This window comes from Desulfoprunum sp. (assembly GCF_053613775.1).
The window spans coordinates 1,610,347-1,624,753 of record NZ_JBSHXH010000004.1; the positions used below are offsets into that span (position 1 = coordinate 1,610,347).

14 protein-coding genes are annotated in these 14,407 nt (G+C 61.7%); 3 read left to right on the forward strand and 11 right to left on the reverse strand.

The window, feature by feature from the left end; translation table 11 throughout:
* Nucleotides 1-84: 84 nt before the first annotated feature.
* Complete coding sequence (locus ACWGKN_RS11300) at nt 85-381, reverse strand: hypothetical protein (protein WP_452095228.1); 297 nt, start codon at nt 379-381, stop codon at nt 85-87.
* 89 nt (nt 382-470) lie between these two features.
* Here ACWGKN_RS11300 and ACWGKN_RS11305 point away from each other — a divergent pair, with 89 nt between their 5' ends.
* Entirely contained in the window at nt 471-3,440 is a 2,970-nt protein-coding gene (locus ACWGKN_RS11305) for a PEP/pyruvate-binding domain-containing protein (RefSeq protein WP_452095229.1), read from the forward strand.
* Between the two features lie 104 nt (nt 3,441-3,544).
* On the opposite strand, the gene gdhA is transcribed toward ACWGKN_RS11305, so the two are convergent.
* From gdhA to ACWGKN_RS11345, 8 genes are all read right to left on the reverse strand, one after another.
* Entirely contained in the window at nt 3,545-4,891 is a 1,347-nt protein-coding gene (gene gdhA, locus ACWGKN_RS11310; RefSeq protein ID WP_035228879.1) for an NADP-specific glutamate dehydrogenase, read from the reverse strand.
* Nucleotides 4,892-5,238: 347 nt separating this feature from the next.
* Entirely contained in the window at nt 5,239-5,496 is a 258-nt protein-coding gene (locus ACWGKN_RS11315) for a hypothetical protein (protein WP_035228880.1), read from the reverse strand.
* Nucleotides 5,497-5,549: 53 nt separating this feature from the next.
* The gene (locus tag ACWGKN_RS11320) at nt 5,550-5,732 is read right to left on the reverse strand and encodes a CooT family nickel-binding protein (protein WP_424253904.1); all 183 of its coding nucleotides are present in this window, start codon (nt 5,730-5,732) and stop codon (nt 5,550-5,552) included.
* A 60-nt stretch (nt 5,733-5,792) separates the two neighbouring features.
* Nucleotides 5,793-6,725 carry a methylenetetrahydrofolate reductase gene (locus tag ACWGKN_RS11325; RefSeq protein WP_035228882.1) on the reverse strand — a complete coding sequence of 311 codons (933 nt, stop codon included), beginning with the start codon at nt 6,723-6,725 and terminating at the stop codon, nt 5,793-5,795.
* A 2-nt stretch (nt 6,726-6,727) separates the two neighbouring features.
* Nucleotides 6,728-7,390, reverse strand: a complete 663-nt coding sequence (locus ACWGKN_RS11330; RefSeq protein WP_424253901.1) for a methylenetetrahydrofolate reductase C-terminal domain-containing protein — start codon at nt 7,388-7,390, stop codon at nt 6,728-6,730.
* Between the two features lie 60 nt (nt 7,391-7,450).
* Nucleotides 7,451-7,960, reverse strand: coding sequence for a hydrogenase iron-sulfur subunit (locus tag ACWGKN_RS11335; RefSeq protein WP_424253899.1), 510 nt, complete (start codon nt 7,958-7,960; stop codon nt 7,451-7,453).
* A 23-nt stretch (nt 7,961-7,983) separates the two neighbouring features.
* On the reverse strand, nt 7,984-11,019 hold the full coding sequence (locus tag ACWGKN_RS11340; RefSeq protein WP_052159877.1) for an FAD-dependent oxidoreductase: 3,036 nt from the start codon (nt 11,017-11,019) through the stop codon (nt 7,984-7,986).
* A gap of 309 nt (nt 11,020-11,328) precedes the next feature.
* Nucleotides 11,329-12,138 (reverse strand): DUF3786 domain-containing protein, encoded by an 810-nt coding sequence (locus ACWGKN_RS11345; protein WP_035228888.1) that lies wholly within the window; start codon nt 12,136-12,138, stop codon nt 11,329-11,331.
* 215 nt (nt 12,139-12,353) lie between these two features.
* Between ACWGKN_RS11345 and ACWGKN_RS11350 the strand changes: the two genes are divergently transcribed.
* Together ACWGKN_RS11350 and rbr are read left to right on the forward strand one after the other, a co-directional pair.
* The gene (locus ACWGKN_RS11350) at nt 12,354-12,545 is read left to right on the forward strand and encodes a ferredoxin (RefSeq protein ID WP_035228889.1); all 192 of its coding nucleotides are present in this window, start codon (nt 12,354-12,356) and stop codon (nt 12,543-12,545) included.
* Nucleotides 12,546-12,566: 21 nt separating this feature from the next.
* The gene (gene rbr / locus ACWGKN_RS11355) at nt 12,567-13,139 is read left to right on the forward strand and encodes a rubrerythrin (RefSeq protein ID WP_035228891.1); all 573 of its coding nucleotides are present in this window, start codon (nt 12,567-12,569) and stop codon (nt 13,137-13,139) included.
* Between the two features lie 56 nt (nt 13,140-13,195).
* Here the strand turns inward: rbr and dfsP are convergent, their stop codons facing one another.
* Together dfsP and ACWGKN_RS11365 are read right to left on the reverse strand one after the other, a co-directional pair.
* On the reverse strand, nt 13,196-13,849 hold the full coding sequence (gene dfsP, locus ACWGKN_RS11360) for a DUF166 family (seleno)protein DfsP (RefSeq protein WP_424253911.1): 654 nt from the start codon (nt 13,847-13,849) through the stop codon (nt 13,196-13,198).
* Between the two features lie 23 nt (nt 13,850-13,872).
* The gene (locus tag ACWGKN_RS11365) at nt 13,873-14,268 is read right to left on the reverse strand and encodes a hypothetical protein (RefSeq protein WP_424253896.1); all 396 of its coding nucleotides are present in this window, start codon (nt 14,266-14,268) and stop codon (nt 13,873-13,875) included.
* Between the last annotated feature and the right edge of the window lie 139 nt (nt 14,269-14,407).

Below are 14,407 nucleotides of genomic sequence, written 5' to 3' on the forward strand. Positions count from 1 at the left end.
GCGTACTGCAACCCCTTCATCAACTGACAATGAGACACAACCAGATTCAGGAATGAAGATACTGTCTTTGGCCCCGACAGGGCTTCAGGGAGACGTACAGCCGGGATGATCCCCGCTCAGGCATTCCGCCAGAATCGGGCGAAATTCTTGGATATCTACAAAAACGCCAGATGGAACGCGCGATTGACCAACAGAACAACCAAGAATAAACTCAGAATTATATCCGGATTTGAAATGATTTGCCAATAATTTTTTACACCATTTTTGATTTTCTCTCCCCCCGGTCTGATCGGCCCCCGGTTGCGCCGGACAAACATTGACGACGAGCTCTTGGCCAATCTGCCGGCTGAGAGTATCATGGAAATGAGACGAACGAACCACATACTCCGTGGAGGCGGACCTCCCGCCGCTCCCGGCGGGAGGTCCGCCTCCACGCGGCAACCATACCGGCGACCACCCAAGGATCAGCGATGGCCGACACCAACGGCAAAAGACTCAGTTCACGGTTCAAACTCTTCCATGAACTGATGCCCACCAAGGTTCAGCACATCCTCCTCATCAGCACCTCCTACGAGGCCTGGATCATGGAGGAGGATGGCCGCCTGTCGGAGCAGATCGTCAACGAGTACCGCGGCCTCAACCTCAGCCGCCCTCCCCGCCTGACCTGGGTATCCTCGCTCGACGAGGCCATCGGGCGCCTCGTCGAACGCCCCTTCGATTTTGTCGTCACCTTCGCCCAGACCGTCGACGACAAGGCCCAGCAGACCGGGACGGCGATCAAGCGGGTCAAGCCGGGGATCCCGGTGGTCCTGCTGACCTACCAGGAAACCATCGCCGAATCGTCCCTCATCGGCCGCCAGGAGGTGCCGGACATCGACCGGATCTTTTTCTGGACCGGCCAGGCCGATATCCTGCTGGCGATCATCAAGTGCATCGAGGACGAGATCAACGCCGTCCCCGATACGACCACCGCCGGCGTCCGGGTCATCCTCTTCGTCGAGGATTCGCCCTACTACCTTTCCCAGTTTCTGCCGGTGCTGTACAAGGAACTGGTGGTCGAGACCCAGACCGTGATCGAGGACGGCCTCAATGAGGAACACCGGCTGTTGTCGATGCGGGCCCGGCCGAAGATCCTGGTGGCCCACTCCTTCGAGCGGGCGATGGAGCTCTACGAACAGTTCAAGCCCTTCGTCCTCGGGGTCATCTCCGACGTCCGTTTTCCAAAGAACGGCGTGCTTGACGGGTGCGCCGGCATCCGCCTGCTCCGTCACATCAGGCAGGACCGCTTCGATATCCCGCTGCTGCTGACCAGCTCCGAGCCCGGCAACGCCCGGCAGGCCGAGGCCATTCCGGCCTGCTTCGTCGACAAGAATGCCGCCGCCCTGAACGAGAAGATCCGGTCCTTTCTCACCGAGCACCTCGGCTTCGGCAACTTCGTCTTCCGCATGCCCGACGGCACCGCCTTCGATCAGGCCACCGATCTCTATTCACTCGAGAAAAAACTGGCCGAAATCCCGATTGAATCCTTCCTCTTCCACTGCCGGCACAACGATTTCTCGCGCTGGTTCTACACCCTGGCCGAGGTCGAACTGGCCTCCCGGGTCCGGCCGCTGCGCGATTCATCCTTCGCCACCGCCGAGGTCCACCGCCGGCGTCTGGTGCAGATGATCAGGGCCCAGCGGATCGAGCGGCAACGCGGCGTCATCGTCAACTTCGACCCCGATCACTACGAGCCGGATATCGAATTCGCCAAGATCGGCAACGGCTCCCTCGGCGGCAAGGCGAGGGGATTGGCCTTTTTTGCCGCCACCCTGTACCGCAACGCCGACCTCCTGGCCCCGTATCCGCTGATCGAGGTCTTCGTGCCCCAGACCCTGATCATCACCACCGACGCCTTCGATGCCTTCCTCCGCCTCAACGGCCTGCAGTCACCGGCCCTGGAAGACCTTACCGACGAGGCCATCGCCGAGCGGTTCCGCCGGACCCGGTTCCCCGAAACGCTCCGGGCCCAGCTCGCCGCCTTTCTCGATACGGCCCGCAAACCGCTGGCGGTGCGCTCATCGAGCCTGCTCGAGGATGCCCGGTTCAAGTCCTATGCCGGGCTCTACCACACCTGCATGCTGGCCAACGACCACCCCGACCCCGCCGTCCGCCTCGACCAGCTGCTCGACGCCGTCCGGATGGTCTACGCCTCGACGTTCTTCGAGGCCCCCAGGGCCTTCACCCGGCGGGTCGGCAACCGCATCGAACAGGAGCGGATGGCGGTGATCCTGCAGCAGGTCATCGGCAGCCGCTACGGTGACACCTACTACCCGGCGATCTCCGGCCTCGCCCAGTCGCTGAACTACTACCCCTTCGCCCGGATGGACAGCGGCGAAGGGGTCGCCAGCATCGCCCTCGGTCTCGGCAAGACGGTGATGGAGGGGGAGAAGATCCTCCGCTTTTCGCCGCGCTACCCCGAGATCCTCCCCCAGCGTGCCAGCGTCGGCGATATCCTCGACAACGCCCAGAAGCACTTCTACGCCCTGCGCCTGGGCCGGCCGGAGGCCCTCGTCGATCGCCATGCCGGCGGCGCCCTCTGCCGCCTGGAAATTGCCGAAGCGCAGGGAGACTTCCCGGTCCAGTTCCTGACCAGCTGCTATATCCCGGAAGAGCAGCGGATCCGCGACCAGAGCCCGGGATACGGCATCCCGGTGCTGACCTTTGCCGCCATCCTCAAACACCGGACCCATCCCCTGCCGCCGGTGATCGAGGCCCTGCTCGCCCTCGGCCGGCGGGAGATGGGCTGTCCGGTGGAGATCGAGTTCGCCGTCGACTTCCCCGGGGGCGCCGCGCAACCGGCCCGACTGGCGGTGCTGCAGATCAGGCCGATGAGCGCCCGCGAGGACATGCTCGAGGTCGAAATCGGTGCGGATGAGCTGCAGCAGGCCTTCTGCGTCTGCCACCAGTCCCTCGGCAACACCGACAACCGGAGCTTTCTCGACCTGGTCTTCATCCGGCCGGACACCTTCGATCCCGCCCGCACCGCCGAGATCGCCCGCGAACTGGCGAAGATCAACAGCACGCTGGTCAGAGAGGAGAGGAAGTATATCCTCATCGGCCCCGGCCGCTGGGGTTCGGCCGATCCCTGGCTCGGCATCCCGGTGACCTGGGCCGATATCGCCGGGGTCGGGGCGATCATCGAGACGACGCACCCGCAGGTTCATGCCGATCCCTCCCAGGGGTCGCACTTCTTTCACAATATCACGTCACTCGGCATCAACTACCTCAGCCTCGGCACCCATCCCGCCGACCGCCTCGACTGGCAGTGGCTCGCCGCCCAGCCGGTGCTCCAGGAGACCGCGCATGCCGCCCATGTCAGGCTGGCGCGGCCGTGCACGCTGAAGGTCGACGGCCGCCGGCGGATCGGCATTGTTTATGCGATGACCGCGGATCGATAGGAATAATCAGCAGCGAGGTGGAAAATCAGGCGTCGATCCGGCGGGGCGCCGGATCGGGGTTATGCAGCAACCGCCTGGGAGGGCGGGGAGGGGACCGATGCCGTTCAGACCACCCCCTGGTCGATCATCGAATCGACGACCTTGACAAACCCGGCGATGTTGGCACCCGTCATGTAATTGCCGGGTACGCCGTACCGCTCGGCCGTTTCCCTGCACATCCTGTGGATATCCTTCATGATGCCCTTGAGGCGCTTGTCGACTTCCTCGCGCGGCCAGTTGAGCCGCATGCTGTTCTGCGACATCTCGAGGCCGGAGACTGTGACCCCGCCGGCGTTGGCGGCCTTGCTGGGACCGTACAGGATGCCGCGGTCGATGAAGATGTTGATGCCGTCCGGCGTCGTCGGCATGTTGGCCCCCTCCGACACCAGGTAGACCCCGTTGTTCACCAGGTGCCGGGCGTCCTGATCGTTGATCTCGTTCTGGGTAGCGCCGGGGAAGGCACACTCGGCCTTGTGATCCCACAGGGGGTTGTACTCCCGCGCCGGGTCGACCGGGGTGAAGACCGCATCAGGGCAGAATTCGACATACTGCGATACCCGGCCGCGCTGCACGTTTTTCAGCCTCTTGAGGTAGTCCAGCTTGGGGCGGTCGATCCCGGCGGGATCGTAGATATACCCGGAGGAATCGGAGAAAGTGACCGGCCTGGCCCCCAGATCGATCAATTTTTCGAGCGTGAACTGGGCGACATTGCCGGCCCCGGAGATCAGGCAGGTCTTGCCTTCCAGGGTCTCGCCGCGGGTGGCCAGCATTTCGGCGGCAAAGTAGACATTGCCGTAGCCGGTGGCCTCCGGCCGGATCAGGCTGCCGCCCCAGTTCAGGCTCTTGCCGGTCAGCACCCCGGTGAATTCACGGGCCAGCCGCTTGTACATCCCGAACAGATAGCCGATCTCCCGCGCCCCGACCCCGATGTCACCGGCCGGCACGTCGGTGTCGGGACCGATATGGCGGAACAACTCGGTCATGAAACTCTGGCAGAACCGCATTACCTCATTGTCGGATTTGCCCTTGGGATCGAAGTCGGCACCGCCCTTGCCGCCGCCCATCGGCAACGAGGTCAGGGCATTCTTGAAGACCTGCTCGAAGGCGAGGAATTTGAGGATGCTCAGATTGACGGAAGGGTGGAACCGCAATCCGCCCTTGTAGGGACCGATCGCGCTGTTCATCTGGATGCGGAAACCGCGGTTGACCCGTACCTGCCCCTGGTCGTCGACCCAGGGCACACGAAAGATGAATACCCGCTCCGGCTCGACGAGGCGCTCGAGAATCGCCTCCCGACGGTAATGGATGTTCTTCTCCAGCACCGGCTGGATCGACTCCAGCACCTCACTGACGGCCTGGTGAAATTCCCGTTCGTACGGGTCCCGATCAATGACAAACTGGATACTGCTCATGATGTCTCCTTTTCGTGTACCGATCCTGTGAACAACCACTGTCGCCGGCAGTTGCCGGTCCGGATCGCGGGCCGGCAGCGCTCGGGCTGCACATCCATTTTATGTCCAAAAACCAGAGTACTCCAATGAAAAACGGCACTGTTGCCCCCCGCCTTGCCGTGGCCGCATCGACACAACGCCAATATTCTATCGATATTCAGCAGCTTGTATTGATCGGAAGAGATCGCCTGAGATCCACCCGGAAGCAGCACCGACTTGGCCGATGCAACGAAAAAGGCCCTGGCCGCCGCAGCGTTTGCCGCCGGCGCCAGGGCCCTGCCGTTCTCCGGTGGCCGCGGAGCGGCCTTTCAGTGATGATGGTGGTGATGATCGTTATGGTGGTGGTGACCGGAAGCCTCATCCCGGCCTCCGGCCTCTTCCAGCGCCTTGTCGAGATAGGCATTGACCTTCTGCATTTCGCCCACCGCCGCGCTGATATAGCCGGCGATCGGTGCCAGCCCGTCATCGACCAAGGTTTCCTGCCATCTCTCGTACTCGGCGGCATGCTCTTTGTTGTGATCAATCCAGTGCTGCAGCAGAATCCGTATTTTTTCCGTATTCTTCACCCGTTATCTCCGATCTGATTAGAATTTTACATGCTGTGTTGTATCTCCGCCCCTCAGCCGAGCGACAGGTAGACCTTGCCTGCCAGGAAATCAATATGGCGGAGGGCCGCCCCGTCGATCTCCCGCGAACCTTCAAACAGGGTGGCGACGGCGATCCCCTGCTCGAGCACCTCCAACCGCGTCACGTTCTCGACCATCACCTCTTCCTTCCCTTCCTTCTCAACAACTACACGCATCTGACACATTTCTCAACCTCGCCTGTGATGCCGCCCGCTTTCTGTCGGGCGACGGAACGTTCAATCGATGACCGGCCGCGGGAACAACCCGGACCGTTCGACAATTTCCGGCACCTTCTCCTCCCATTCGATGGCCATGATGTGGAAACCGGCCACACCCTTGACCTCCTTGAGCCGCTGGATGGTTTCGACGGCGATGGTAATGCCTTCGGCCGCCTGCTTCTCCTTTTCGACACCGGCCAGCCGATTGATCAACTCCTCCGGGACATCCATGCCCGGCACCGATTTGCGGAGGTACTTGGCCATACCGACGGAACGCATCGGGGTGATGCCGGCGAGGATGAAGACCTTCTCGTGAAGGCCGCGGTCACGCACGCCCTGCATCCACAGCTCGAACTTGTCGACATTGTAGATACACTGGGTCTGGATGAACTCGGCCCCGGCCGCCACCTTCTTGGCCAGGCGCGGCACCCTGATCTTGAACGGGTCGGCGAAGGGGTTGGCCGCCGCCCCGACGAACATGTTCGGCGGCACCTTGATCTCATCGCCGCTGAGGAACCGGCCCTCGTCGCGCATCCGTCGAACCGTCTGCACCAGCTGCATCGAGTCGATATCGAAGACATTCTGGGCCTGCGGGTTGTCGCCGAAACTCTGGTGGTCGCCGGACAGGCAGAGGACGTTGTTGATGCCGAAGGAGGCGGCGCCGAGGATATCGCTCTGCAGGGCGATGCGGTTGCGGTCGCGCACCACCATCTGCAGGACCGGGTCGAGCCCCTGCAGTTTCAGGTGGACGCAGGCGGCAAGGCTGCACAGCCGGGTTACCGAAGTCTGGTTGTCGGTGACGTTGATGACGTCGACATGGTTTTTGATCAGTTCGCCCTTCTTGATGATCCCTTCCGGGGCACTTGACCGGGGCGGACCGCACTCACTGGTGACGGCCAGCTGACCACTCTTCAAAACCTTTTCCAGTCTGCTGTTCGTTTTCAGGTCCACGGTTAAATGTCCTCCAGCTTGAATGACCGGGGTCCGCCGGCTCTGTCCTTCGACCAGTCCTTGAGAGGGGGGATCTTCTCGTAGTCGTCCAGGCGCCCCAGGGCCTCGAGACGGTCGACGATCAGCTGCCAGGCGCAGTCGATTTCCTTGGAGATCTCGCACTTGCCGTTCGACGAGCCGCCGCACGGACCGTTACTCAAACGCTTGCAGCAGCGGCTGACCGGACAGACGCCGCCGGTGAGCCCGAGGACGCAATCGCCGCAGGCCTGGCATTTCTCGGTAAAATGGCCGACAGCGATGACGTCGCCGAGGAAGGTGGTGTTCAGGGCCGGATAGACCGGCAGCATCTGATATTTCGTGGCTACAAACTGGACCCCGATGCCGCAGGCCAGGCTGAGGACCGCCTCCGATTTCGCCATCAGATCACGGACCGATTCAAAAAAATCATGCTCGCACTGGCGCTCGATGCCGCTGTCGACAATCTCGATATCCACCCCTTCCTGCACGGCCTTCATCCTCAGCAGCGAGGCGAGGATCCCGGCCTCCTTGTTGCCCCCCTGGTGGCACACGGCGACACAGGTGTTGCAGCCGAAGACCGTGAGCCGCTTATGCCTTTTAACCATCTCCCAGATTTCTTCGAGCGGTTTCTGTTCTCCAACTATCATGGCCTTTTGACTCCTTGTTCGTTAGGCACGCAGGATCGGCGGGCAGTCGATGACGGCACGCTACTCGTCATGCTTGTTTGTCTCCTTCTTTCTCTGCAGTGCCAGCCAGACGGGCGAAGGACCCAGATGAATGATCTTTTCGGTGAATTCATTGCAGATTTCGGCCCATCGCGGCCCCATGGCGGCCGAGAGGTTGTAGAAGTGCAGTCGTTCGGGATCGATGCCGACTGTGCTCAGCAATCCCTTCAGACGTTTGACCCGCTTGGCCGCATTGGTATTTCCTTCCAGGAAATGGCATTGGCCCTCGAGTCAGCCGGCGACGAACACCCCGTCGATGCCGCGCTCGAAGGCCCGCAGCACATAGATGTGGTCGAGCTTGCCGGTACAGGGCAGGCGGATCACCTTGGAGTTGGGAGAATAGGAAAGACGCATCACCCCGGCCAGATCGGCGGCGGCGAAGGCGCAGTAATGACAGGCGAAGGCAATGATGTTCGCCTTCCATCCCGCGGGGATCTCGCACGGTTTTTCCGGGCTCCGCCGTTCCTCGATCTTTTCTCCATCAGCTGTCATTGGTTGGTTCCTTCCTCTCTACGTTAGTCGTTACCGGTCACCGAATCGATCATCGCCAGGATCTGGTCGTCACGGAAGCAGTTGACCTGGAAGGCCTTGGCCGGACAGATGCCGGCACAGATTCCGCATCCGGTGCATTTCACCTCGTTGTGGCTCACCCGGCCATCCGCGTCGATGAAGGGTGACCCGAAGGGACAGGCCCGGAAGCAGGCCAGACAGGACATGCAGATATCGCGGTTATGCTTGGCGATGATCCCCGAGACCGTCAGGTTGTCGCGGGACAGCAGCGTCCCGGCCCGCCCGGCGGCGGCCAGCGACTGGCTGATGGTCTCCTCGAGGTTCTTCGGGGCATGGGCCAGGCCGGCGAGGAACAGGCCTTCGCTGGGGAAATCGACCGGCCGCAGCTTGACATGCGCCTCCATGAAGTAGCCGTCGCCGTTGCGGGTGACCTTGTAGGTCTGGGACAGCTGCTGGGCATCCTCCCGGGGCCGGAGGCCGGTGGAGAGGATGAGGTAATCGGCGTCGATCTCCATCTCCCCGCCCAGGACCTTGCCGTCGACCCGCACCTTGAAGCCGCTGCCGTCGGCGATGATCTCCGGTTTCCGCTCCGGCACATAGAGGAAGAACAGGACGCCGAGGTCGCGTGCCTTCCTGTAGTAATCCTCCTTCAGCCCGTAGGCCCGCAGATCGCGGTAGAGCACTACGACCCGGGCCCGAGGCTGCCGCTCCTTGATGGCGATACTGTTTTTCAGGGCATCCTGGCAGCAGATCCGGGAACAGTAATTAGCCGGCTCCTCGCGCGACCCGACGCACTGGATCATGACGAACCGGTCGCTCGCCTTCGGATCGCCGGCGGCCAGCCACGATTCGAGCTCGCGCTGGGTCATGACGTTCGGCGAAGTGCCGTAGCCGTACTCCGTCGGGACATACTCGGCGCCGCCGCTGGTGAGGAGGACGGCCCCGTGCTCGATGGCCGTCCCATCCGTCAGGCTGGTCTTGAAGTTGCCGACAAAACCCTCGGTGGCGGCGACGGTCGCCCCGAGATGGACGGTGATCCGCGCCTCCTGCTCGATTTTATTCCTGACATCGTCGAGATAGGCCTGGACGTCATCGCCCTCGAGATTGCGTCGGACCTTGTTCAGCAGACCGCCGAGGACAGTGTCCCGTTCCACCAGATGGACGCCGTACCCCTGCCCGGCCAGGGACAGCGAGGCGGTCATGCCGGCGATGCCGCCGCCGACGACCAGGGCCGCATGGGTCACGCCGACTGAATTCGACGTCACCGGATCGAGCAGGCGGGTCTTGGCCACGTTCATATTGACGATCTCGATGGCCTTGGCGGTCGCCTTTTCCTTGTCGTTCATGTGGCACCAGGAACACTGTTCCCGGATATCGGCCAGTTCGAAGAGGAACCTGTTCAGTCCCACCTCGCGGATGGTGTCCTGGAACAGCGGCGCGTGGGTGCGCGGGGTGCAGGAGGCGACGACGACCCGGTTGAGGCCTTTTTCCTTGATCAGATCGCGGATCTTCTGCTGGCCGTCCGGGGCGCAGGCATAGATGATGGTCTCGGCATGGGTCACACCGGGCTGGTGACTGGCGGCCTCGGCGACCTTCTGGACATCGACGGTGCCGGCGATATTGACGCCGCAGTGGCAGACGATGACCCCCACCCGCGGCTCTTCTCCGGTAATATCCCGTTCCTCCGGCAGCACCACCTCTTCGATCTCGCTGCCGCGGCTCTCGCCGAGCAGGGCCATGGCCTGGGCCGCCGAGCCGCTGCCCTGGATGACCGTTTCCGGGATATCCTTCGGCCCCTGGTAGGTGCCGGCGACATAGATGCCGGGACGGCTGGTGGCGACCGGCGCCAGTTTCGAGGTCCGGGCAAAACCGTACTGGTCGGTCTCGATGCCGAAGATCTTCGCGAATTCGGCGGCATCCGGCCGGGGTTCGAAGCCGATGGAGAGGATGACCATGTCGAACTCTTCGTTGACGAGCCGTCCCTCTTCATCGACCGAGTGGATCCGCAGGTTCTTCGTCACCGGGTCCTCGATGATCTCGGAGATCATCGCCCGCCGGTATTTGACCCCGCTGCCGAACTTGGCCTTGTCGATGTACTTGTCGAAGTCCTTGCCGAAGGCCCGCAGTTCCATGTAGAAGACGGTGGCCTCGACCTCCGGGTCGTGCTCCCTGGCGATGATCGACTGCTTGGCGGCATACATGCAACAGACCGAGGAGCACCACGGATTGGCATTGTGGGCGTTGCGGGAGCCGACGCACTGGACCCAGGCCAGCCGTTTGGGGTGGCCGCCGTCGGAGGGTCTGGTCACCACCCCGCCGAAAGGGCCGGAGGCCGACAACAGCCGCTCGAACTGCAGCGAGGTGACGACGTTTTTCAGCCGGCCATAGCCCAGTTCCTGGCGGATGGCGGGGTCGTAGGTCTTCAACCCGGGGGTGAGGATGATCGAACCGACCTGCAGCTCGTATTCCTTGTCAGTATCCTCGAAGTTGACGGCGTTGGCGTCGCACACCTTTTCGCACTTGCGGCAGACGCCGCGGGTGAGGAAGAGGCAGTGCTCGGCATCGATGGCCCGGGTGTTCGGCACGGCCTGGGGAAACAGGGCATAGATGGCCTTGCGCTTATCGAGGCCCTGGTTGAAGACGTTGGCGACCCTGGCCGGGCACTCGGCCTCGCAGGCCCCGCATCCGGTGCAGCGGTCGGCATCGACATACCTGGCCTTCTCGGCTACCGTCACCGTGAAGTCGCCCTCCTGGCCGGTGACCTTGACGGCCCGGGCCAGGGTATGCATCCTGACGTTAGGATGGCGGCTGCTTTCGACCATCCTGGGCGAAATCATGCACATCGCGCAGTCGCCGGTGGGGAAGGTCTTGTCCAGTCTGGACATCGTTCCCCCGATGGAGGGCTCATCGTTGAGCAGATGAACCATGAAGCCGCTTCCCGCCAGATCAAGGGCTGCCTGCATCCCGCCGATTCCGGCACCGGCAACCAGCACTGATCCGATCCTGTTTTTTGTGTCCTGTTTCTGGCTCTGTTCGGTCAAAACAAGTCCTCCTTCAGACCGGCCCCGACAGTTTCGCCACTGCCGTCATTGTGTGCTCGACCTGCGAGCGAGTATGTAAGGGGCGTAATCAGAGTACAACGGTGAGAAATACCATCGGTGGACGCTCTTCAGTTAAGAGTCATTATCATTGATATACCGCGCAATGACAATCTTTTTTATTTCCACCCATCACAAAAATGTGCGGTTGTTTAAAACACTGAAGATTTCACCGTTTTGCCTGCCGCAACCTCCGGCCTGAGGGCGGGAATATCGCCCATGCGGCCGAAAATACGGAAAAAATGAACTTAATCATGCGGCTGGAAGGATGATCCCATGCCGCAGGGCCAGCACCTCGAACATCCGCGCCATCCCCGTCCCCAGATTGAAGACGGCGCCGGCGTCGAGACACCTGTCCACGGCAGCATCGAAAAAGACGTTGAGCGACGAGGCCATCCCGTCGGCCGGTTTCCAGTAGCAGATCATCACCGGCACTTTCGGCAACGGTTTGAGGACGACCGAGATATCCGCGTCGAACTGTACCGGCAACCGCTCGCCGCTGAACAGATGGACAATGTCGTCGAACAGGTCGGGCCAGGTATCAGCCACCTGTTTCATCACCTCCTCGCACCGTTTCCGAAACAGCGGATAACGCTCCCTGCCGCCGGCGATCTCCCGGTAGGCTATCCACTCCCCGGCTGGCTGATCGCCGCGACACTGCACGAGGTAGGTGAGAAACGGCACGACGACCCAGTTGTTGACATGGATATCGGTGGTGAAATTGCCATCGGCGTCGATACCGAAATCCTTTCCCAGCACCTTGAGAACGATCCGGTTGCCGACCACCGTCCCGCCGGTGCGTGCCGCCGTCTCGACCGGATCGAGCCTGCCGACCTGGTCGAGCAGGGCGGCGAGAAGCGTGTCATCCCCTTCCGGTGGCGGTGATTTCTCGGTCCCATACCGGGCGCAGGTTGCGGGGTCGAGCCCGGGGCAGGCGGAAATGGGCTTGATCCCCCGGTAGACCGCCCCGGCAAAGGCCATACAGGTCTTTTCCCCGCATCGACGGCAGTTGCTTCTGTCGAGCAGGCTGAACACCTCCATTGCGTTGGCAAAACCGACCATAGCTATACCCTCCGGCATCCCGTTCCCGCACGGGTGGCCGACAGACGCATGAAACCGTGGGAACAGTCGGCGAGAGACCTGATATCCACGGCAGATAGATTTGATTTGACGGATGCCACTTGGACCGATAAGACTATTATTACAGGTGGTATTGTACAGGCAATGTTACCGGACTAACCGGGGCTATCACGATCAACCCGCACAAGGAGACGAACATGAAGGCTACGATCACCAAAGAATGCATGGGAGACAGAAACTGCAACAAACTCTGCCCCGAGGTCTTCGAGTATGACGAGGACCAGCTCCTCTCCATCGTCAAGTTCGATACCATCCCGGCTCACCTCGAGGACGTCGTCCGGCGGGCCGCCCGCGAGTGCGGGGCCGAGGCAATCATAGTCGAAGAATAATCACGACACCGGAAAAAGCCAATGTCTTTTCGTGACAGCAGAACGGCCAAAAACCTGCTTATCTCCTTTTCCGCCGAGGCCCAGGCCCGAACCCGTTATAATTTTTTCGCCGGCCGGGCCAGGGAGGAAGATTATATCCAGATCGCCCGGATTTTCGATGAGACTGCGGAACAGGAATACGAACACGCACTGCGCTTCTTCAAGTTCTTCAACGGCGGTGAAATGGAGATCCGCTGGCCATTTCCCGCCGGCGTCATCGAAGACACCCGTTCGAACCTGCTGTCTTCGGCCGAACTCGAGCTCTACGTCCATGGCACCATGTACCGGCTCTTTGCCGAGATCGCCCGCGAGGAAGGAATGACGCGGGCCGCCGAGACCCTCGACGCCATCAGTGTCGCCGAACGGCACCACGAGCAGATATTCCGGGAACTGGCGGAAAACATCACCGTCGGCAGGATATTCTCGCGTCCGGAGGAAACGGTCTGGAAATGCCTCGGCTGCGGTTACCTCCATTCCGGCACCGAACCGCCTGCCAAGTGCCCGGCCTGCGTCCGCCCCCGGGGATATTTCGAACTGCTCGGCAGGAACTGGTAGCCATCGGATCCGCCCCTCGGGCCGGAAATGCCCGGCGCTCCGCCCAGGGGGTACGCTCAGATCCCGGCCTGGCGTGCCAGCGCGTCCTTCATCGCCTTGCTGTGCACCTTGCCGGCGAAATGAACAGGACTCTGGCCGTAGATCGGATCCCACCCCGCCGGGTTGGCGGAACAGAAGTACTGGACCTCGAGACCAATGATCCGCTCGGCCTCCCCGGCCAGGGAACCGACCAGTTTTTTCGCGGCATCCCAGGTGGCCCCGCACGGGGCTCCCCGCACCACCGTCACCCGCACGATCCTGCCGTTTTCGACCTCGACCTCGAGTTCGGGAGCGCCGAACCGCTCACCATAGGGACCGAGACAATCCTGCCTCGGCAGCCCGCATCAGGTGGGCGGGATCATGACCTGCCGGCCGGTTCTCTTCTTGCCCGAGGAAACCACCGGAATCCCCTGCTCCACGCACATCAGGACCAGATCGTGGGAGAGGTCCTGATGCCGCAGATAATCGAGGACGAGGTCGGCGTCGATCCGGTCCGGGAGATAACTTCGAGCATCATCGATCACCGGCGGCAGGGCGCCATCGATCGCGACCGTCTCGATCCTGACGATATCGGCGCCATGCTCCCTGACCCCGGCTATCTTCCGTTCACCACTGCCATTCTGCTGAAAAACAACTACTTTTTGCACTGAGCCTCCACGGCTGTCATTAATACGTCAATCCCTTCAATCGGTTGTCAGATGTCCAGCCGGATCCACCGGGTACAGAAGCGGTAGGCCGCTTCGATCAGTCTTTTCCCGTCCTGTCCCTCGTGCATCAGCGCGTGAAACCGCCCCTCCGTATCCCGGTAGAGCGCCAGGCCGGCGACCAGTACCTCCGCTTCCCCTCGCACCGAAACACGCACACTGCCTTCCAGTGGTGCAATCTCGAGTTCGCCATCCTGAAACTGGAAATACGCCATCTGCGCCATCGTATGAAATTCATGCTTGGCATGGGCGGATGCCCCGACGGTCACCGTCGTGATATAGCCGGGCTCGGTGATGGCGATCTTCGGCACCAGGATGATGCTGCTGCAATCCGTGATCGTCTTCCCTCCACACTCCACAATAATGGATTCGATTCCCGTACTCACACTTCCTTCCCGATTCTTCGTTGGACTGAGTTGATCACGTAACCGGCCATCCTCCCGACACACTCATGCAGATTGGGCCGGTTGTCCAGCATATCGACGAAAAAAAGGGGACCGGTTCAATGAAGAACCAGTCCCCGGA

Bases quoted from the DNA above. Each gene is read 5' to 3' on its own strand.
- ACWGKN_RS11320 (WP_424253904.1), bottom strand. From the start codon at position 5,732: ATGCGTGTAGTTGTTGAGAAGGAAGGGAAGGAAGAGGTGATGGTCGAG.
- ACWGKN_RS11345 (WP_035228888.1), bottom strand. From the start codon at position 12,138: ATGGTCGGTTTTGCCAACGCAATGGAGGTGTTCAGCCTGCTCGACAGA.
- ACWGKN_RS11350 (WP_035228889.1), top strand. From the start codon at position 12,354: ATGAAGGCTACGATCACCAAAGAATGCATGGGAGACAGAAACTGCAAC.
- gdhA (WP_035228879.1), bottom strand. From the start codon at position 4,891: ATGAGCAGTATCCAGTTTGTCATTGATCGGGACCCGTACGAACGGGAA.
- ACWGKN_RS11330 (WP_424253901.1), bottom strand. From the start codon at position 7,390: ATGATAGTTGGAGAACAGAAACCGCTCGAAGAAATCTGGGAGATGGTT.
- ACWGKN_RS11305 (WP_452095229.1), top strand. From the start codon at position 471: ATGGCCGACACCAACGGCAAAAGACTCAGTTCACGGTTCAAACTCTTC.
- rbr (WP_035228891.1), top strand. From the start codon at position 12,567: ATGTCTTTTCGTGACAGCAGAACGGCCAAAAACCTGCTTATCTCCTTT.